Here is an 18,729-nt window from a genome sequence, read left to right as displayed (position 1 = left end):
TTCCTCAGCTGTCCGGGCCCTGGATTTCGCCGCCGTGGGGCGCATCGCCTTCCGTGTCGCGGTGGTGCTCGGGCGGGTTGAGTGCGCGGCCGAGTATCTGCGCGACGACCTCATCCTTGCCTTCGGTGTAGGCGTCGCGGTCGGTGGGAAAGCGCTGCGCCAGTTCGTGCTTCACCTGGGCATAGAGCCGGGCGTCTTCCGGGTGGCTGCGCAGCCAGTCGCGGAACAGCAGGCGGCGGGAAGCTTCGCCCAGGTCCATGACGTGGACGTGATGGGTGCGACCGTTGCCAAGCGGCGGCATGCCTTTGACGAAGAACAGCCGCGAGGTGTCCGGGTTCTCTGCCCAGTACTGGTAGCCCAGCCGTTGCAGCGGCTCGATCAGCTGGTGCGGGTCGCTGCCCGGTGGCGGCAGCAGGAGAATGTCGATAATCGGCTTGGCGTCCAGCCCGGGCACGGCGGTGCTGCCAATGTGCTCGATGCCCAGGCCGGGAAGGTCGGCTGCCTGGGCGATGGCAGCGGCTTCTTCGGCGAAGCGCTGGGGCCAGGCGGGATCGGCCGCAACGACTTCGATGCGGTCTTCCTCGGCGTTGCTCCAGCGTTGGCCGTCGAGTTCGGGGGCTTGCGGGGACATGCGGACACTCCGGCGTAAAGGCGGGCAGGGCGAGCGTTGGAGAAAGGCCGGGCCGGCGGAGTTCCGGAAAAATCCTGCAGGAGCGGCCTATGGGCGCGATCGCGGGCATGGCCCGCTCCTACAGGGGCAACGTCAATCCAGCACGTTGTGCAGTACTTCGTAGATGACCCCGGTGGCGATGGTTACCAGCAGCAGGTCGGTGCCGGCCTGCTGCCATTCGTAGCCATCGTAGTGGGGCAGGCGGCCGACCAGGCGGCCGTCGAGTTTCTTGGCAATGCCCGGGGGCAACGGCTTGCCGCGGGCGAGGTTCTTCTGGATGCCGGGCGGTAGCGCAGCGCCCGGATTCCAGTAGTTGCGGTTGTCGTCGAGGATGACCTGTACGCCGCCGACGTCGATGCGCGGGCCGCCGCCCTGCCAGTTGTTGCTGCCGCCTTGGCCCTGGTTGCCCTGATTGCCGTGCTGGCCACTGTTGCCATGCCCCTTGTTCTTGCCCGGATCGGCCAGCAGCAAGGGGCTGCTGCCCAGCAGGGTGACGCCGAGGATGGCTGCCAGCAGGGGAGTGAATCTGGACATCGCCGTGTTGCCTCCATGTTGAGAATCCCGTTTCGTCAGCGTAGCCGTTATGGCGCGCTGGGGCTGCGGCGAAGTTGGCACCGGCGTGCTGGCATTTCGTCGGCAGGCCGCGAACCACGGGGGCTGTAGCGAGTCATAGTGATATCTCAACCCCGCCCATGGAGGCGATAACAAGATGAAAAAGTCCCTGGTTGTTGCAGTAGCCTGTGCATTCGCACTCGGCACGACAGCCTTGCTGCCTGCCGATCTCTCGCCGATCGGTTCGGTGTATGCCAAAGGTAACGGCGGCGGTGGCGGTGGTGGTAATGGCGGCGGTAACGGCGGCGGTCATGGTGGTGGCAATGCCGGCGGCAACGGCGGTAGCCATGGTGGCGGCAAGGGCGACGCGGGCGGTAACCACGGCAGCAACAGCAATGGCAACGATGGCGGCGAGCACGCCGGCAAGGCCACTCGCGACCACGGCCTGAGCGGCAACCACTACGGCAGCCAGAAGAACGACAGCAAGGGCCACGGTCAGACCACGTCCTCGGTGGCGCACTCCAAGGACACCCGCGGCCTGTCCAAGGCGACGGCGATCTCCGCTACCACACCGGGCACCCACAACACCAAGGGCCTGGACAACGCTGGCGACAACTCCAGCAAGCACGACGACGACTGATCCATCGCGGCCAGGGACGGCCACTGCTCTCACTGCACCGGGAAGTCGAAGTAGGTCGTGGGAAACGGCTCGGCTTTCAGGGTGTAGTGCCACCATTCCGCGCTGTACGGTTCGAAGCCGTGGCGCAGCATCGCCTGGCGCAGGGTTTCGCGGTTGCGTGTCTGCTGCACCGTGACCAGCGCCGTGCCGTGATGGGAAATCGGCCCGAAGAAGTCGAACGGGCTGCCCATGTCCAACTCCTCTCCTGACTGTGCCTTCACCAGCGTGAGGTCGACCGTGCTGCCGCGCGAATGCCCGGAGTGCTGGGCGATGTAGCCGTCGCGGAACAGCGCGGGCTTGTCCAGATCGGGGTAATAGCGGGCCTTCTGCCGCAGGTCCTGCGGGTCGGCAGCCCAGCGGCGGAAGTCGTCCACCGCGCGCTGCGGGCGATAGCCATCGAAGATCTTCAACGCCAGCCCACTGAGGGCGAGGTCCTTTTCCACGGCGGCCAAGGCGGTGGCAGCCTGGCGGGTGAGGATGATCCGCGCCTTCCGGTAGCCGTCGATGGGCTCGCCGACGAAGTTGTCGCTGCCGGCGTAGCGCACGTCATAGCGCGCTGATTTCAGCACCTGGTCGAGATAGACGAAGCCGTCCTGCGCCGGCTGATCGGCGCGTAACGCCGGGCTGACGAGCAGGCAGAGCAGCAGCGTGAACCGCGCGCCTGCCCGATTCATGGGCGCAGGGCCTGGACCCCGTCGTCGTCGGGGTCGAAGTTATCCAGCCGCATGCGCCGGGCGAACGCATCCAGCGCGGCTTCGCCCTGCAGGAGGCGGCCCCGGGCGGCGGCCCAGTCATCGGGCTTCAGGCGGACCATCCAGCCGTCGCCGTAGCAGTCCTGGTTGATCAGGCCGGGGCGGCGCACCACGGCATCGTTGCTGGTGAGCACGGTGCCATCCAGCGGGCTGCGTGCCGAGGAGGCGGCCTTGGCGAATTCCACCACCCCGAAGCTGCGGTCACGGTCGATGTGCCAGCCATCGCGCTTGGGGGTGAAGGCGAAGATCTGCCCGTAGACCGCACAACCGTAGGCGGTGAGCCCGAGGGTGACCGCGCCGCCGGCTTCCTCGCGCAGCCAGAGGTTGTAATCCGGGGCATAGAGCAGGTCGTCGGGGAACTCCAGGCCGTGCAGCTTCACAGTGTCAGCACCCGGTCGTATTCCAGGATCATGCGCGCCAGCTCGCCGCCACTGGCGATCTCGTCGACCTCCTCGATCAGCCGGCTTTCGTCGATGGCCACCCCCGGTGCACGGCACATCAGCAGGCGCGCACCGGCTTCCTTGGCCTGCTGGATGAAGTGGCTGATGGGCTCGCCGCCTTCGGCGGCGTAGAGGTGGTCGGCGATGTCCTGGAAGGCCAGGCGGGTGCCCTCGCCGCTGAGGAACAGGGTGACCTTCGCATCCATGCACGCCAGCAGCGTGGCGGTGTAGAAGGGCGCGGCGCAGCGCGCCGGGGTGCTCGGGCCGCTGCTGACGATGATCAGTACGCGCTGGGGCTCAGGCGTGGACAAGGGCTTTCTCCAGTTGGATCAGGGCGATGCGCCGGCCTTGCGGGTCGTCGCGTTCGACGATGCCCTGCGGCCGGTAGCCCAGGCGTGCGTAAAGCAGCAGGCCGGCGGCGTTGGCGTTGAAGCAGGACACCTTCATGACCTGCGCCTTGTACTGGTCGCGGGCGAGGTTCTCCATGACTTCGATCAGGTACTGCGCCACCCCGTGCCGCCTCGCCCAGGGTGCGACCATCATGTTGCCCAGTGCGCAGAATTCGTGAGGTTGCCATTGGTAGAAGTTGGCGAAACCGGCAAGCCGGCCATCCAGCAGCGCCACCGTGCTGCCACGGCGTTCCGCGATGGCGGCGGCGAGCTGGCCGACCGTCAGCGGCCAGCTCGCCTTGGGATAGCAGTAGAAGAGTTCGTCGGCGTCCTGGGGGAAGCCCACCACCTCGCCGAGGTCGTCGGCGAGGGCGGGGCGATGCTGCAAAGTGGGCTGGTTCACGGTTTCTCCAGAATCAGAACGGGCCGGTCAGTGCGGCGGGTACTGCGCGATGACCTTCTGCACCGTCTCGCGGATCGCCGCTTCGCGCTCGGCGGGTGTCGGCGGGCTGCTGCGCATGATCTGCTCGCCGCTGCCGCGCCAGACCAGCTTGCCGTCCTTGCCGTCGAACATGTCGACCTGGATGGTGGCGACCTTGTAGGTCACGGTGCGGCTCTCGGCCATGGGCGGCGGGCCCCAATAGCCACCCCAGTAACCGCCCCAGTAGCCGCCGCTGTAGGTGGTGACCTGGTCCTGGCGCTGGTCGACGATGAGATAGGCGCGCAGCTTCACGTCGCCGGGGTTGCCGCCTTGCGCCTGGCGCAGGCCGCGCTGGTCGAACTGGTCGGCCACGGCGTCGCTGATGCGTTGTTCGGTGAGATCGCTCTTGATGCGCGGGTCGTCCGGGCGGTACTCGAACGCCGGCTGCGCCCAGCTCCAGGTCAGGTAGCGGGAAAAGTCGCGGGAGGTGTCGTAGTCACGGCTGACGCTGGTGGTTTCGCAGGCGGCGAGCCCCAGCATCAGGCCGAGTAGCAGTAAGCGGCGGATCATGGTTGGAATACTCCTGACAGAGCTTTCATCCAAGCGCAGAGTCCGCGCAAAGGCAAGCGGCAGACGGGCTGCGGGTGGTCGCAGGCGCGGTCTGCCCGGCAACTTTTCCGGCCAGTCGGCGATCAGCCCGGCGGGTAACCGTCCATGGCCTTGCGTGCGGCCTCGCGCAGGGCGCGGGCCTGGTCGCTCTGGCTGCTGCCGTTGTCGTACTCGGCGCTGCCGCTCCAGATTTCCTGCTGGCTGTGGGCGTCGAAGAGGGCGATGCGCACGACGCTGACGGTCACCACGTAGGTGCGGGTGACCGGGTAGGACGCGCCGCCGTACCACGGGTCGCCCCAGCCGCCGTAATAGCCGCCGCCGTAGTAGTCGGTGGTCTGCCGGGTGCGCTGCTCGCTGGACAGGTGGGCACTGGCGGTCAGGTCCGCCGGCGCATTCGCGCGCGCCGGACGCAGGCCGCGCTGGTCGAGGGCTTCACTGACCGCGTCCTGCAGCGGCCCGCCAAAGCCGGTGCCGTCCACCCACGCCCACGAGCGGTAGCGCCCGTAGTCCAGCGGCGCGGCGGGGTAGCTGCCGGGGTCGAGGCCGGGGTTGGCCGCCGCGGCGGGGGCGGGTGGCATCGGCAGCGCGGTGGCGGTGTAGGGGTTCTGGCTCTGGCAGGCGGCCAGGGCGGCGAACAGCGGCAGGATCAGCAGGTAACGCGGCATGACGGACTCCCGCACGCCAGTCTCATAGGGCGTGCGCAGTGGCAACTATGCACCTAATCCTGCGGCCGGCACAGCCAGTGCAGGTAGCGGCCGAGCCCGGCGAAGGCAGGATGTCGACGGTATTGCAGTTCCATCTCCACCAGGTCCAGCGGTTCGGCCTTGTGCTGGAACTCCACCGGCATGTAGTCGTGGAACACCCGCACGCCGCTGCGCGCCTCGATGCGCCAGTGGCCGGCCATGGCGGCTTCGAGCACGCGCGGGTCGAGTGGCTCCTGCGGGGTCAGGCTTTGTCTTTCACCGGCGAAGCGGTTCTTGCGCAGCTTGCGGAAGTGACCCTTGAGCAGGTTGCGGTAGATCAGCGCGTCGCGGTTGTAGAAGGCCAGCGACAGCCAGCCATCGGCGCGGGTCAGCTGGTGCAGCACGGGCAGGATCGCCAGCGGCTCGGCCAGCCACTCCAGCACGGCGTGGCAGATCACCAGGTCGTAGGGTTCGTTGAGCTGGCCGAGCAGGTCCTGCCAGGGCGCCTCGATGAAGGTGGCGTGCAGGCCGGCTTCCTCGAAGCGCTGGCGCGCGCCTTCGAGCATGGGTGTGGCGGGTTCGGCGAGGGTGACGTGGTGTCCGCGCCCGGCCAGCCACAGCGACATGTGCCCCAGCCCTGCGCCGATATCCAGCACGCGCAGCGGGCGCTCGGGCAGTGCCTCGGCGAGGTCGGCCTGCAGCACGGCAAGGCGGATGGCGCCCTTGGCGCCGCCGTAGATCTTCTCGGCGAAGCGCGTCGCCAGTTCGTCGAAATGGCGGTCGCCGGTCTTGGGGGATTCGCTCACTTGGCGCCTCCCTCGATGAAGCGCCGCTCGCTGTCGGCGAGCTTGGCGAGCACCGCCTGGTTCATGTCGATGCCCAGCTCCGCGCACATCAGCAGCAGGTAGAGGACGATGTCGCCGACTTCCTGCCCGGCGTGGGCGAGCGTTTCCGGCGGCAGCTGGCGCGATTCGTCCTCGCGCAGCCACTGGAAGATTTCCACCAGCTCGGCCATTTCCACGCTGGCGGCCATGGCCAGGTTCTTCGGGCTGTGGAAGCGACTCCAGTCGTTGTGGTCGCGGATGGCGTGCAGGCGCGCGGTGATGGCTTCGAGGTTCATGCAGATGGGGCTCCAACGTGAGCCCCATAGCTTCAAGCCTGGCGCATCAAACGTCCAGCGCGCTCCAGCTGCCGGCCATGTGCGGCAAGCCGTCCTTGCCGCGCAGGCTGAACTGCCCGGAGGGCGCCGGCTCGCTGGCCAGCAGGTTGACCTGGGCGGGCAGCAGCAACGGTTTCTGGAAGCGCACCTCGACCCGATAGCCGGCCATCGGCAGGCGCTCGCCCAGCGCGGCCAGGCTGCGCGCCTTGTTCCACAGGCCATGGGCGATGGCGCGGGGGAAGCCGAACAACTTGGCGCTGGCGGCGGACAGGTGGATCGGGTTGTAGTCGCCGGCCACGCGGGCGTAGCGCCGGCCGATGTCCGCCGGGCAGCTCCAGGCGTCGATCTGCTCCAGCGGCAGTTCGGCCACGTCTTCGCGCGCCGGCGGCGTCCCGTCCAGGCGCAGGCCACGGAACAGGATGCGGCTGTCGCCCTCCCAGAGCAGCCCGAGCTGGTCGTGCAGCTGGGTGATGATGCTGAAGGTCACGCCCTTCTCGTGGGGTTGCAGGTCGTCCACCCGCACGCTGACGTTGAACGGCCCCAGGCCGCCGAGCGGGCGCAACACGCTGATACGGTTTTCCAGGTGCACCAGGCCCAGCAGCGGGAAGGGGAAGCGCGCATCGGTGAGCAGGCCCATCTGCAGGCCGAAGGCGAGGATGTGCGGATAGGTGGGCGGCAGCAGGTGGTTGTCGGCGAAACCGCAGACCTTGCGGTAACGCTCCAGGTGCTTCGGATCGACGGTGACCGGGCAGCGCAGCCCGCGCGTCGGCAGGCTGCGGCCGCGCACGCCGCGGCGCACGGCGGCGCGGGCGAACAGGCCGGTGAGGGCGGGTGGGGCGGACAGGTCAAGCCAATCGCGGGGCATCGGGTATCTCCTTGCAGTATTCAATCAGCTTAGCCAGTGCTGGGGCGCGGGCATTGGCCGTGGCTACGCGGCGCGCGGCAGGCAAGTCAATGTGACTGCCAGATTGCTCGGATATTTCCCTCAACCTGCTTCCTGATTCTCTTGAGGGGCGATAGGAAAGCTGCCTAAGATGGGCCCGCCTCATGGATAACTAGAAAAAACACCATGCGTGATCTGACCGACGATGTGGCGCTGATGCGCCCGGTGATCGACGCCCTGCGCGCCAGCGGCAACGACCCCGACCGCGTGCTGGCTCGCGTCGGCCTGCCGCCTGGCAGCCTGCCTGCCGGACGATTCCCCCACAGCGCACAGAACCTGTTCTGGAAGGCTGCCGCCGACGAGTGCGGCGAAGAGCACGTCGGCCTCTACCTGGCCGGTCACCTGCCGGCCTTCCACGGCCTGCTGCTGGAATACCTGTTCCTCTCCAGCGCCACCTTCGGCGAAGGCCTGCGCCACGCCCTGCGCTACGTGCGCCTGCTCTCCGACACCCTCAACGCCCGCCTGGAAGTGGAGGGCGAGAAGGCCGTGCTGCTGCTCGGCCACACCGCCGGGACCAATCGACACTTCCCCGAGATGCTGGCCGGCGCGGTGGTCCGCCTGTTCCACGCGCTCACCGAAGGCGACTTCAAGCCCCACGAAGTGCAGCTGATGCACGAGGAGGGCGCGCCCGCCGAGCGTTACCGCGAAGTCTATGGCTGCCCCGCGGTGCTGGGCGCCGAGCGCTATGCCCTGGTGTTCGATGCCCGGGTGCTGGACAAGCCCTCGCGCCACGCCGCCCCTGAACTGCTGCGCATGCACGAGTCCCTGGCGCGCCGGCAACTGGCGGAAGTGGAGCGCCTGGACCTGGTGCGCAAGGTGCGCGAGCTGATCGGCGAGTTGCTGGTGGATGGCGGTGCGACGCTGGAGCAGGTCGCCGCCCGTCTCGACATGCCGGCGCGCCGCCTGCGCGAACGCCTGGCCATGGCCGGCGTGCGCTTCAACGACCTGGTCACCGACTACCGCTGCCGCCTGGCCAAGGAGTTGCTGCTCAAGACCGACGAGCGCATCGAGGTCATCGTCGAGCGCACCGGCTTCTCCGAGCCGAGCACCTTCTACCGCGCGTTCAAGCGCTGGGTCGGCGAGACCCCGGTGGAATTCCGCCGGCGCGGTCGCCCGCAGCAGCCTGCGGAGTGAGCGCCGCTGGCGCAGCGGCCTGACACACGCTGCGACAACTCATCGTTCAATGTATGAATTGCACCACACTCACGGGGCGTGGTGCGGTTTTGGCTGTGGCCTCGGTTGAGGCGTGGCGATGCCCTGATTGAAATACGGCGCCTGTATTCCCGTCAGAGAATTGTTGTGCGTACACCGATGTTATCCCTGCTGATCGCTGCTTTCTGTCTGCCTTGCCTGGCTTGGGCGCAACCGCTGGCGAGCGCGTATCAGACGGCCCCGGCGGTGAGCGCCGAGCGCGCGGAACGGGTGGTGGGCAGCTTGCTGACGCCGGTGTCATTGCCGGTGAGCGCCGTCGTCGCGTCCGTAAGAAGGATCACCGCACCGCTGGCCACCCAGATCACCGCAACGAACAATGCCGGGCAGCCCATCACACTGCAGGTGCCGGTGAAGGCGGCGACAAAGGCCAGGATACGACCCGGCGACAGGATCAGCATCGAGAAGACCCGGCACGGTAATGGCGCGCTGCTGTTCAAGAACGGAAAGCGCGTCACCTACGTCTCCCTGCCCGGCGAAACCGGCGTGTCGGCCCATAAACCCTTCCCGGCCCGCTGAGAGCTCGTCGGCTGCCGAGCTGGTGGCCCACCTCGATCGAACCCTTTCGAGCGCGTCTGTGGATAGGCTTTCGCGGTCTTCCCACTGCAAGGAATCCCCGATGCAAAGCCGACTCTGCCAAGCCCTGCTGCTCGCCGCGCTGACCCTGGGCGCTCGCTGCGCCGTGGCGGGAGAGATGAGCGAAAGCGCGTTTTCCCGCCTGGACCGCAATGGCGACGGCTACATCGAGGCCAGTGACATGGCGGCCATGCGCGACCGGATGTTCCACCGCCTGGATCGCAACCAGGATGGGCTGCTCAGCCGCGAGGAAGTGACCCCGCCGAACCCCAGCGTGAACGTCTCGCCCAACGCCATCGCCTGGCCGGACGCGGATGGCGACGGTGCGATCAACCTGGTGGAGTTCATGAGCCAGCAGCCGGCGCTGATCGTGCGCGGGGATCGCGATGGCGACCAGCGCCTGAGCGAGGAAGAGTTTCAGGCGCTGGTGGCGGCGCGGGGGTGATCCAGGGAAGTTTCGAGCGCCGGTGCCTTGGTGTTTTTCCGCGCATTGCTGCCTAGGGAGCGGCTCGTGCTGGCAGGCCTTCCGCCGGTGCACGGCGATGCCTCTCCCGACTGCGGGATAGAGTTGGGATGTTGGGGTTCCTGACCTTGTAGGAGCAGCGGCCTGCTGTTGGATGGCCGTGCCTGGTTCCCCCTCTCCCCCCGCCCTCTCCCTGAAGGGAGAGGGAGCTATCTGTGCCGGCTTACGCTGTGGTTTCAACCTGCATCATCCTGTCCCCCTCTCCCTTCGGAGCGGGGCGCGCCGCCAGGGTTGGGGAGAGGGCCGGCCTGGCGCGGCACTTCATGGCGCCGCGCCGCGCCGCGCAGCGCGGTCAACGACTCACGCGCCCAGCAGGCTCTGCCCGCATACCCGCAGCACTTGCCCGCTCACCGCGCCCGAACCCGGCTGGGCGAACCAGGCCACGGCTTCGGCGACGTCCTGCGGCAGGCCGCCCTGGCCCATGGAGTTCATGCGTCGGCCGGCCTCGCGGATGGTCAGCGGGATGGCGGCGGTCATCTGGGTTTCGATGAAGCCCGGCGCCACCGCGTTGATGCTGATGCCCTTCTTGCCCAGCGCCGGCGCCCAGGCCTGCGCCAGGCCGATCAGGCCGGCCTTGCTCACCGCGTAGTTGGTCTGGCCCATGTTGCCGGCGATGCCGCTGATGGAGGCGAGCAGCACCACGCGGCCGTCATCGTGCAGCTTGTTCGCGTCCAGCAGCGCCTGGGTCAGCACCTGCGGGGCCTTCAGGTTCACATCGATCACCGAGTTCCAGAACGCCTCGCTCATCTTCGCGACGGTCTTGTCGCGGGTGATGCCGGCGTTGTGCACCACGATGTCCACGCCGTCGGGCAATGCCGCCACCAATTGCGCGCCGGCATCGGCGGCGCAGATGTCCAGCGCCACGCCACGACCGCCCAGGCGCGCGGCGAGGGCGTCGAGGGCCTCCTTGGCCGGCGGCACGTCCAGCAGCACCACCTCGGCACCGTCACGGGCGAGGGTCTCGGCAATCGCCGCGCCGATGCCGCGGGCGGCGCCGGTCACCAGTGCGCGCTTGCCCACCAGGGGGCGGCTCCAGTCCTGCACCTGCTTGTCGTAGGCGGCGAGGCGCACCACCTGCCCGGAGACGTAGGCACTCTTGGGCGAGAGGAAGAAGCGCAGCGCGCCTTCGAGCTGGTCCTCGGCGCCCTTGCCGACATAGACCAGTTGCACGTTGCCGCCCCGGCGGATTTCCTTGCCCAGGGAGCGGCTGAAGCCTTCCAGGCTGCGCTGCACGCTGGCGGCGATGGGGTCTTTGAGCGATTCCGGGGCCCGGCCGAGGATCACCACATGGGGGCATTTATCCAGGCCCTTGAGGACGCCCTGGAAGAAAGTGCGCAGCTCGAGGGTCTGTTCGAAACGGTTGAGGCCGCTGGCATCGAAGACGATGGCCTTGAGCCGGGGGCCGTGTTCGGCGGTCCAGCGTGGCAGGCCGTACTGGCCTTCGCTGAAGGAAAACACCGCATCGGTCAGGCGCTCGGCGAAGGGCAGTACCGCCTCGTTCAGGTTGCCCTCGCCGCCCAGCAGCAGCGCCCCGTCCACCGGCCGCGTGCGCCCGGCGCTCCAGCGCTCCAGGCGGGCCGGCGCAGGCAGGCCGAGGGCTCCGACCAGGCGGCGGCCGACGTTGGAGTTGGCGAAGGCAATGTAGCGATCGGTCATGGAACGGGCTCCTGCACGGGTTCTCTAAAGTGCTGACCACTCTACGCAGCGGCGGGTTCGGCGCAATTGACCGCGCTGACCTGCGCAACGGCGGGGCGGCCAATGCGACACAAGCGGCTAAGGTTAGCCTTGACCGCACTTCAACGCTCACCCTTGTAGGAGCTCTGCATGACCCAATTGCGCCGGGTCGCCATCGTCGGCGGCAACCGAATTCCCTTCGCCCGCTCCAACACCGTGTATGCCACGGCGAGCAACCAGGAGATGCTGACCAGCGCGCTGGATGGCCTGATCGAGCGCTACAAGCTGCACGGCGAGCGCCTGGGCGAGGTGGTCGCCGGCGCGGTGCTCAAGCATTCGCGCGATTTCAACCTGACCCGCGAGTGCGTGCTGGGCACCCGGCTGGCGCCGGAAACACCGGCCTACGACATTCAGCAGGCGTGCGGCACGGGCCTTGAGGCGGCGATCCTGGTGGCCAACAAGATCGCCCTCGGGCAGATCGACTGCGGCATCGCCGGCGGCGTGGACACCACCTCCGACGCCCCCATCGGCGTCAACGAAGGCCTGCGCAAGATTCTCCTGGAGGCCAACCGCGGCAAGTCCAACGGCGAGAAGATCAAGAGCCTGCTGAAGATCCGCCCGCGCCACCTGATGCCGCACATCCCGAAGAACGGCGAGCCGCGCACCGGGTTGTCCATGGGCGAGCACTGCGAGCTGATGGCGCAGACCTGGGCCATCCCCCGCGACGAGCAGGACAAGCTGGCCTTCGAAAGCCACCACAAGCTGGCCGCCGCCTACGACGAAGGCTGGCAGAACGACCTGATGACGCCGTTCCGCGGCCTGGTGCGCGACCAGAACCTGCGCCCGGACATCAACCTGGAGAAGATCGGCACCCTCAAGCCGGTGTTCGAACGCGGCCCGCGAGGCACCCTGACGGCGGCCAACTCCACCCCGCTGACTGACGGCGCCTCGGTGGTGCTTTTGGCCAGCGAGGAATGGGCGAAGGCGCGCGGCTTGCCAATCCTGGCCTACTTCAAGGACGGCGAGGCGGCGGCGGTGGACTTCGTCGGCGGCCACGAGGGCCTGCTGATGGCGCCGGTGTACGCGGTGCCGCGCCTGCTGGCACGCAACGGCCTGACCCTGCAGGACTTCGATTTCTACGAAATCCACGAAGCCTTCGCCGCCCAGGTGCTGTGCACCCTCAAGGCCTGGGAAGACGCGGACTACTGCAAGACCCGCCTGGGCCTCGACGCCCCGCTGGGCTCCATCGACCGCAGCAAGCTCAACGTGAAGGGCAGTTCGCTGGCCGCCGGCCACCCGTTCGCCGCCACCGGCGGGCGCATCGTCGCCAACCTGGCCAAGCTGCTGGACGGCGCCGGCAAGGGGCGCGGACTGATCTCGATTTGTGCCGCAGGCGGCCAGGGTGTGACCGCGATCGTCGAACGGTAATCCAATACAGCGGGACGGATTCTTTCCTCCCCGATGTAAGCAACTCCGTGACTTCAGGCGGCACCGCGCGAGCGGCGCCGCCTTTTTTTGTCCGCAAGACCTGTAGGAGCGAGCTTGCTCGCGAACGGGCCCGGCGTTCGTGCCGCCCAGTGTTCGCGAATACCAGCGAACGCCGAGCCCCTTGTGGGAGCGCGCCATGCGCGCGATCGCGGGCATGGCCCGCTCCTACAGGATGAATCGGTGGTTCAAGCCTGGGTGGCATTTTCTTTTAGGGCGCAGGGATAACGCTGGCGTGTTAGGCGCGCTACCGAATTGGCTTCGGCACCGGCCGATGTTCGCGAGCAAGCTCGCTCCTACGACAACCGGCTGACGCTGAGCTCCTTGTAGGAGCGTGCCATGCCCGCGATCGCGGACAAAGTCCGCCCCTACGAAGGCGCCGTGCGCAATTTTCTTCTAGAAGGGCAGCTCAGCCACCCTGCAACATTCCCGGATGTACCCGCTGAGCAAAGGGTGTGGAGAGCACCAGCGAGGTCTTGCTGGTGCCGAACTGGGCGAGGCGGTCGATCAGCTCTTCCAGTTCCTGGGTGCAGCTCACCGCCACCTTGAGCATCACGCATGCTTCGCCGGTGATGCGGTAGCAGTCGATGATCTGCGGGATCTCCAGCAGCGGGTCGAGCATCGTCTTGCTGCGGTGGTCGTTCAGGCGCAACTCGATCAGGCACTGGATGGAGCGGCCCAGCTTCGACAGGTCTACGCTGGCGTGGTAGCCGGTGATCACCCCGTCGGCCTCCAGGCGCGCCACGCGGTCGGCGACCGCCGGTGGCGACAGGTTGATGCGCCGGGCCAGTTCGGCGAAGGACAGGCGGCCGTCTTCCAGCAGGGCGGCGAGCAGGGCGCGGTCGTATTTGTCCATGGTCCGTCTCCGGTTTTCTGATTCAACGGAAAGGCGGCTGAAAATCCGTCGAATGAAAAGTGTTATGCCCGTATTGGCGTTGTCTGTGCCTTATCCGGGGCGATTGACCTACATAAAATGAAGCGCTCTGACTGCCTTGTCGAGCCCCTCCCATGACTACCCTGCCCATGCCCAGAGCCCGCATTTCACTGACCCTGATCGCCGCCTTCTTCGCCCTCTACTTCATCTGGGGTTCGACCTACCTGGTGATCCGCATCGGCGTCGAGTCCTGGCCGCCGATGCTGATGGCCGGCTGCCGCTTCATCATCGCCGGGGCCATCCTGTTCGGCTGGATGCTCTGGCGCGGGGCGCCGCTGCCGACGTTCCGGCAATGCCTGTCGGCGGGCGCCATCGGCATCCTCCTGCTCAGCTGCGGCAACGGTGGGGTCACGGTGGCCGAGCACTGGGGCGTGGCGTCGGGCGTGGCGGCACTGGCGGTGGCGACGGTGCCGCTGTTCACCCTGGTGTTCGGGCGCTTCTTCGGCAACCGCACCAATGCGCTGGAGTGGGCCGGCATCGCCCTGGGCCTGTTCGGCATCGTGCTGCTCAACCTCGGCTCGAACCTGCAGGGCAGCCCGGCGGGCGCGGCGCTGATTCTCTTCGCCGCGGCCACCTGGGCCTTCGGTTCGGTGTGGAGCCGGCGCCTGGACCTGCCCGGCGGCGCCATGGCCAGCGCGGTGGAAATGCTGGTGGGCGGCGGCGTCCTGCTGCTGGGCAGCCTGCTCAGCGGCGAGCGCCTGGAGCAGATGCCCACGGCCGCCGGCTGGGGCGCGCTGGCCTACCTGGTGGTGTTCGGCTCGATCATCGCCTTCAGTGCCTACATGTACCTGCTGGCCAACGTGCGCCCGGCGGCGGCCACCAGCTATGCCTACGTCAACCCGGCAGTGGCGGTGATGCTCGGCGTGGTGTTCGCCGGCGAGCACATCGGCCTGGCGGAATCCCTCGCGATGGCGGTGATCATCAGCGCCGTGGTGCTGATCGGTCTGCCGCAGTGGCAGCGCAAGGAAGGTCTCTAAGTCGCGGCATGAGCTAAGCCCGAAAGGTTATTTCGCGCCCCTCGCGCGATTCGCTAGGGTATGAAACGGCCTCCATTCGGAGGCCGTTCTTCTTTCCTTTCAGTACACCCGCGCGCCATACGCCCAGGCCACTGATCCACCCTTCGAGCCGAGGTGTGCATGAGCCTGGTGGTACCGCTTTCCTCTCTGTCCCAACTCTCACCCACCCAGCGCTGGAGCGATGCCCTGCGCGCGTCCAGCCTGCTGGACCTGTCGGTGCCGCGCGAATATGGCGGGCGCGGTGCCGGCTGGGGCGAGGTGTTGCAGACCCTGCGCGATCTCTCCGAGCGCGACGGCACCCTGGCGCGGCTGTTCGCCCTGCATCACCTGCAACTGGCCAGCGTGTTGCTGCTGGGCAGCTCCGAGCAGCGCGAGCGCCTGCTGCCGCTCAGCGTGGAGCGCGAATGGCTGTGGGGCGAGGCGGTGGATCACCAGGAAAGCCGTCTGCTGGCGCGTGAGCATCGGCGCGGTGGTTTCCTGCTGCAGGGCGGGCGCCACGACTGCTTCGGGGCGGAGGCGGTGGACTGGCTGCTGATCTCGGCGCGCCATGCGCCCAGCGAAGGCCTGCTGATCGCTGCGCTGCCGGCGGACCGTGACGGGCTGGATCGCTTCGAACCCAACGGCGGGGGGCTGCTGCGCTGCCATGAGGTGCGCCTGCATCCAGAAGATATCCTGCAGCCGCCCGGCCTGCCGTGGACGCCCCGTGCGCAACTGCGCGGCAGCCTCGCCGGGCTGCTGCAGGCGAACATCGCCCTGGGCCTGGCCGTGCAGGCCTTCGAGAACCTGCCGGCGCGGGCGGCGGCGGGGGAGTTGCAGCGGCTGTTGGGGCTGGGGCTGCGGCTGTCGGAACAGTCGGCGGTGGCCTTCGAATCGGCCCAGGCGGCGGGCAACGCCCTGAGCTTCAGCCGCAGCGCGGCGCTGGCGACCCTGGTGGCGGAAACCGCTGCCGTGGCGCAACACGCGGTGCAGGTTGGCTTGCGCCAGGAAGGCACCCGCGCCCGGTTGCTCGCCGGTGCCACCTGAGGCGCCGAACCACGGGGCCTGTAGCCGAATCGAGACAAGCGCTGGCGCTCATAAGTTAAGAACTAAAAAGTATTTATTCGAAGTTTTTTATATCGGTAATCTAGCTCTACCGGACCGCCGGACACCTGTTTCAACCCATCGAATCCCGTCCCGTGGTCCGTCCCCTCTGTGAGGCCGGCACCGCCGTCATCTTCAGAGGAACCACCATGAACAAACCTCGTTTCGTACGCCGTGCGCTGGCCGGCGTCGCTGTTGCGGCTGCCCTGTCCTTCCAGGGCGCTGCGTTCGCCGACATCGTCCTCGGCTACCAGACCGGCATCGACCCGACCAAGGTTCCGCAAGCCGATGGCACCTATGAGAAGGTCATCGGCGAGAAGCTCGACTGGCGCCGCTTCAACAGCGGCCCGGAAGTGGTTGCTGCCATCGCCTCCGGCGACGTGCAACTGGGCAACCTCGGCTCCAGCCCGCTGGCCGCCGCCACCTCGCGCGGCCTGCCGATCGTGGCCTTCATCGTCTCCGCGCAGATCAACTCGGCCGAGGCCCTGGTGGTGCGCAACGGCAGCAAGATCGAGAAGCCCGAAGACCTGGTCGGCAAGACCATCGCCACGCCGTTCGTTTCCACCTCGCACTACAGCCTGCTGGGCGCGCTCAAGCACTGGAAGATCGACCCGGCCAAGGTGAAGATCGTCAACCTCAACCCCACCGAGATCGCCGCCGCCTGGCGCCGTGGCGACATCGATGGTGCCTTCGTCTGGTCGCCTGCCCTGGGCGAGATCAAGAAGTCCGGCAAGGTGCTGACCGACGCCGCCGAAGTCGGCCAATGGGGCGCACCGACCTTCGAGGTCTGGGTAGCCCGCAAGGACTTCGCCGAGAAGCATCCGGAAATCATCGCCAAGTTCGCCAAGGTGAGCCTGGATTCCTTCGCCGACTACAACGCCCACAAGGCCCAGTGGACCGCCGATTCCGAGCAGGTGAAGAAGATCGCCAAGCTGACCGGCGCCGATCCGCAGGACGTGCCTGAACTGCTGGCCGGCTCCGCCTTCCCCGAAGCCCAGGCCCAGCTGTCGTCGGCCCTGCTGGGCGGCGGCACCGCCAAGGACATCGCCGGTACCGCCGCCTTCCTCAAGGAGCAGAAGCGCGTGCCGTCGGTGCTCAAGGACTACTCGCCCTACGTCAGCGCCGACTACGTGCGCCAGGCGGAGAGCGTGCAGGTGGGGCAGCGTTAAGGCGTTGCTTTTTGTAGGAGCGAGCTTGCTCGCGAACACCGGCTGGATCTGAAGCTCTGGTCGGTTCGCGAGCAAGCTCGCTCCTGCGGAGGGCATTACGCATTTCTTCTCACCCTACGGAGGGCAGAACATGAGCCGTTTGACGGCCGAGGCGGTCAGCCTCACCTTCCAGCAGCGCGGACGCGAGCGCGTCGTGCTGCAGGACCTCACTCTCAGCCTGGCCAAGGGCGAATCCCTGGTGGTGCTCGGCCCGTCCGGCTGCGGCAAGTCCAGCCTGCTCAACGTGCTGGCGGGCTTCCAGGCGCCGGACAGCGGTCGCGTGCAGATCGACGGCCGTACCCTCAGCGGCCCCGGCGGCGAGCGTGGCGTGGTGTTCCAGGACGACGCGCTGATGCCCTGGCTGAGCGCGCTGGACAACGTCGCCCTCGGCCTGCGCATCCGCGGCGTTGGCGCCGCCGAGCGCAACGCCCGCGCCCATGACGTGCTCAAGCTGGTGGGCCTGGGCGAACACGCGGACTACCGCATCTCGCAGCTTTCCGGTGGCCAGCGGCAACGCCTGGGCCTGGCCCGCGCGCTGGCGGTGGAGCCGGATTTCCTGCTGCTCGACGAACCTTTCGGCGCCCTCGACGCGCTGACCCGCGAGCGCATGCAGGTGCTGACCCTCGACCTGTGGCGCAAGACCGGCAAGGGCCTGTTCCTGATCACCCACAGCGTCGATGAAGCGCTGTTCCTCGCCACCGACCTGGTGGTGATGGACGGCCCGCCGGCGCGCATCGTCAAGCGCCTGCCGGTGGAATTCGCACGACGCTACGCCGCGGGCGAGCCGGTGCGTTCGATCAAGTCCGACCCGGAATTCGCGCGTCTGCGCCAACTGCTGCTTGATGAGTTCCTCGAAGAACCGGAGGCCGAGCATGCCCACTGATACCCTCGCCGCCAAACTCCCGGCCGCCGCGCCGACTGGCCGCAGCGTGCCGCGCGACTACCGCCGTTGGGCCGCCGCCGGCAGTGTCGGCGGCATCTTCGTCCTGTGGTGGCTGGCCACGCACCTGGGCTGGGTCGATACGCTGTTCCTGCCCGCGCCGGAGCAACTGGTGGAGGCCTTCCAGCGCCTGCTCGCCGAAGGCTACGTCGATGCCTCGCTCTGGCAGCACGTCGGCACCAGCCTGCTGCGCGTGCTGCTGGCGCTGGGCGCGGCGGTGCTGACGGCGATCCCCCTGGGCATCCTGATGGGCCTGAACCCGCTCGTGGGGGCGGCTTTCGACCCGCTGGTGGAGTTCTACCGCCCGGTGCCGCCGCTGGCCTACCTGCCGCTGATCGTCATCTGGTTCGGTATCGGCGAGCTGTCCAAGGTGCTGCTGATCTACCTCGCCCTGTTCGCGCCGCTGCTGATCGCCACCGCCGCCGGCGTGCGCCGCGTGGACAAGTCGCGCATCCAGGCCGTGCGCTGCCTGGGCGCCAATCGCCTGCAGGTGGTGCGCCATGTGATCCTGCCCAGCGCCCTGCCGGAGGTCCTCACCGGCCTGCGCATCGCCCTGGGCGTGGGCTGGTCGACCCTCGTGGCCGCCGAGCTGATCGCCGCCAACCGCGGCCTGGGCTTCATGGTGCAGTCCGCCGCACAGTTCCTCGCCACCGATGTGGTGGTGCTGGGCATCCTGCTGATCGCCGCCATCGCGCTGAGCTTCGAGCTGGGGTTGCGCTGGTTGCAGCGGCGGTTTGCTTCCTGGGAGTGACGAGGCCGAGAGTTAAAAGCCCCTCTCCCTAACCCT

At 67.9% G+C, this 18,729-nt stretch carries 23 protein-coding genes; 10 read left to right on the top strand and 13 right to left on the bottom strand.

Going from position 1 to position 18,729, the window contains the following annotated elements:
• Window positions 1–4: 4 nt before the first annotated feature.
• Together N0B71_RS04555 and N0B71_RS04550 are read right to left on the bottom strand one after the other, a co-directional pair.
• Window positions 5–631, bottom strand: coding sequence for a GrpB family protein (locus N0B71_RS04555; protein ID WP_259757517.1), 627 nt, complete (start codon window positions 629–631; stop codon window positions 5–7).
• Window positions 632–763: 132 nt separating this feature from the next.
• Window positions 764–1,204: an RcnB family protein gene (locus tag N0B71_RS04550; protein ID WP_259757516.1), complete on the bottom strand. Its 441-nt coding sequence runs from the start codon at window positions 1,202–1,204 to the stop codon at window positions 764–766.
• Window positions 1,205–1,379: 175 nt separating this feature from the next.
• Here N0B71_RS04550 and N0B71_RS04545 point away from each other — a divergent pair, with 175 nt between their 5' ends.
• A complete protein-coding gene (locus tag N0B71_RS04545; protein WP_259757515.1) occupies window positions 1,380–1,862 on the top strand; it encodes a hypothetical protein in 483 nt (160 codons plus the stop codon).
• A gap of 29 nt (window positions 1,863–1,891) precedes the next feature.
• Here the strand turns inward: N0B71_RS04545 and N0B71_RS04540 are convergent, their stop codons facing one another.
• From N0B71_RS04540 to N0B71_RS04500, 9 genes are all read right to left on the bottom strand, one after another.
• A complete protein-coding gene (locus tag N0B71_RS04540) occupies window positions 1,892–2,575 on the bottom strand; it encodes a M15 family metallopeptidase (protein WP_259757514.1) in 684 nt (227 codons plus the stop codon).
• Window positions 2,572–3,054 carry a glycine cleavage system protein H gene (locus tag N0B71_RS04535; protein WP_442964662.1) on the bottom strand — a complete coding sequence of 161 codons (483 nt, stop codon included), beginning with the start codon at window positions 3,052–3,054 and terminating at the stop codon, window positions 2,572–2,574. Before N0B71_RS04535 ends, N0B71_RS04540 begins: the two co-directional genes overlap by 4 nt.
• The gene (locus N0B71_RS04530; protein WP_259757511.1) at window positions 3,030–3,404 is read right to left on the bottom strand and encodes a DsrE family protein; all 375 of its coding nucleotides are present in this window, start codon (window positions 3,402–3,404) and stop codon (window positions 3,030–3,032) included. The genes N0B71_RS04535 and N0B71_RS04530 overlap by 25 nt, the downstream gene beginning before the upstream one ends.
• On the bottom strand, window positions 3,391–3,885 hold the full coding sequence (locus N0B71_RS04525) for a GNAT family N-acetyltransferase (protein ID WP_259757510.1): 495 nt from the start codon (window positions 3,883–3,885) through the stop codon (window positions 3,391–3,393). Before N0B71_RS04525 ends, N0B71_RS04530 begins: the two co-directional genes overlap by 14 nt.
• A gap of 27 nt (window positions 3,886–3,912) precedes the next feature.
• Window positions 3,913–4,473 (bottom strand): DUF4136 domain-containing protein, encoded by a 561-nt coding sequence (locus N0B71_RS04520; protein ID WP_259757509.1) that lies wholly within the window; start codon window positions 4,471–4,473, stop codon window positions 3,913–3,915.
• A 122-nt stretch (window positions 4,474–4,595) separates the two neighbouring features.
• On the bottom strand, window positions 4,596–5,177 hold the full coding sequence (locus tag N0B71_RS04515) for a DUF4136 domain-containing protein (RefSeq protein WP_259757508.1): 582 nt from the start codon (window positions 5,175–5,177) through the stop codon (window positions 4,596–4,598).
• A gap of 53 nt (window positions 5,178–5,230) precedes the next feature.
• On the bottom strand, window positions 5,231–6,001 hold the full coding sequence (locus tag N0B71_RS04510; RefSeq protein ID WP_259757507.1) for a methyltransferase domain-containing protein: 771 nt from the start codon (window positions 5,999–6,001) through the stop codon (window positions 5,231–5,233).
• The gene (locus N0B71_RS04505; protein ID WP_259757506.1) at window positions 5,998–6,315 is read right to left on the bottom strand and encodes a nucleotide pyrophosphohydrolase; all 318 of its coding nucleotides are present in this window, start codon (window positions 6,313–6,315) and stop codon (window positions 5,998–6,000) included. The genes N0B71_RS04510 and N0B71_RS04505 overlap by 4 nt, the downstream gene beginning before the upstream one ends.
• Window positions 6,316–6,361: 46 nt before the next feature.
• On the bottom strand, window positions 6,362–7,219 hold the full coding sequence (locus N0B71_RS04500; RefSeq protein WP_259757505.1) for a MaoC family dehydratase: 858 nt from the start codon (window positions 7,217–7,219) through the stop codon (window positions 6,362–6,364).
• A gap of 204 nt (window positions 7,220–7,423) precedes the next feature.
• Here N0B71_RS04500 and N0B71_RS04495 point away from each other — a divergent pair, with 204 nt between their 5' ends.
• The 3 genes from N0B71_RS04495 (at window position 7,424) to N0B71_RS04485 (ending at window position 9,527) form a co-directional block, all read left to right on the top strand.
• Window positions 7,424–8,431: an AraC family transcriptional regulator gene (locus tag N0B71_RS04495; protein ID WP_259757504.1), complete on the top strand. Its 1,008-nt coding sequence runs from the start codon at window positions 7,424–7,426 to the stop codon at window positions 8,429–8,431.
• A 177-nt stretch (window positions 8,432–8,608) separates the two neighbouring features.
• Window positions 8,609–9,025: an STM0539 family protein gene (locus N0B71_RS04490; protein WP_259757503.1), complete on the top strand. Its 417-nt coding sequence runs from the start codon at window positions 8,609–8,611 to the stop codon at window positions 9,023–9,025.
• Window positions 9,026–9,125: 100 nt separating this feature from the next.
• Window positions 9,126–9,527, top strand: coding sequence for an EF-hand domain-containing protein (locus N0B71_RS04485; protein WP_259757502.1), 402 nt, complete (start codon window positions 9,126–9,128; stop codon window positions 9,525–9,527).
• 378 nt (window positions 9,528–9,905) lie between these two features.
• Here the strand turns inward: N0B71_RS04485 and N0B71_RS04480 are convergent, their stop codons facing one another.
• Entirely contained in the window at window positions 9,906–11,261 is a 1,356-nt protein-coding gene (locus tag N0B71_RS04480; protein ID WP_259757501.1) for a 3-oxoacyl-ACP reductase, read from the bottom strand.
• 168 nt (window positions 11,262–11,429) lie between these two features.
• Here N0B71_RS04480 and N0B71_RS04475 point away from each other — a divergent pair, with 168 nt between their 5' ends.
• On the top strand, window positions 11,430–12,707 hold the full coding sequence (locus tag N0B71_RS04475; RefSeq protein ID WP_259757499.1) for an acetyl-CoA C-acetyltransferase: 1,278 nt from the start codon (window positions 11,430–11,432) through the stop codon (window positions 12,705–12,707).
• A 466-nt stretch (window positions 12,708–13,173) separates the two neighbouring features.
• On the opposite strand, the gene N0B71_RS04470 is transcribed toward N0B71_RS04475, so the two are convergent.
• Entirely contained in the window at window positions 13,174–13,620 is a 447-nt protein-coding gene (locus tag N0B71_RS04470; protein ID WP_259757498.1) for an Lrp/AsnC family transcriptional regulator, read from the bottom strand.
• A 167-nt stretch (window positions 13,621–13,787) separates the two neighbouring features.
• Between N0B71_RS04470 and yedA the strand changes: the two genes are divergently transcribed.
• The 5 genes from yedA to N0B71_RS04445 all read left to right on the top strand — a co-directional run bounded on the left by yedA (window position 13,788) and on the right by N0B71_RS04445 (window position 18,693).
• A complete protein-coding gene (yedA, locus tag N0B71_RS04465; RefSeq protein ID WP_259759472.1) occupies window positions 13,788–14,675 on the top strand; it encodes a drug/metabolite exporter YedA in 888 nt (295 codons plus the stop codon).
• Window positions 14,676–14,834: 159 nt separating this feature from the next.
• Window positions 14,835–15,737, top strand: a complete 903-nt coding sequence (locus N0B71_RS04460; RefSeq protein WP_259757497.1) for an acyl-CoA dehydrogenase family protein — start codon at window positions 14,835–14,837, stop codon at window positions 15,735–15,737.
• A gap of 206 nt (window positions 15,738–15,943) precedes the next feature.
• A complete protein-coding gene (gene tauA, locus N0B71_RS04455; protein WP_259757496.1) occupies window positions 15,944–16,963 on the top strand; it encodes a taurine ABC transporter substrate-binding protein in 1,020 nt (339 codons plus the stop codon).
• Between the two features lie 130 nt (window positions 16,964–17,093).
• Entirely contained in the window at window positions 17,094–17,885 is a 792-nt protein-coding gene (locus N0B71_RS04450) for a taurine ABC transporter ATP-binding protein (RefSeq protein ID WP_259757495.1), read from the top strand.
• Complete coding sequence (locus N0B71_RS04445) at window positions 17,875–18,693, top strand: ABC transporter permease subunit (protein ID WP_259757494.1); 819 nt, start codon at window positions 17,875–17,877, stop codon at window positions 18,691–18,693. Before N0B71_RS04450 ends, N0B71_RS04445 begins: the two co-directional genes overlap by 11 nt.
• Window positions 18,694–18,729 lie beyond the last annotated feature (36 nt).

Source organism: Pseudomonas sp. GCEP-101 (genome assembly GCF_025133575.1).
Classification (GTDB): domain Bacteria; phylum Pseudomonadota; class Gammaproteobacteria; order Pseudomonadales; family Pseudomonadaceae; genus Pseudomonas; species Pseudomonas nitroreducens_B.
This window is presented reverse-complemented; position numbering and strand designations above follow the sequence as displayed.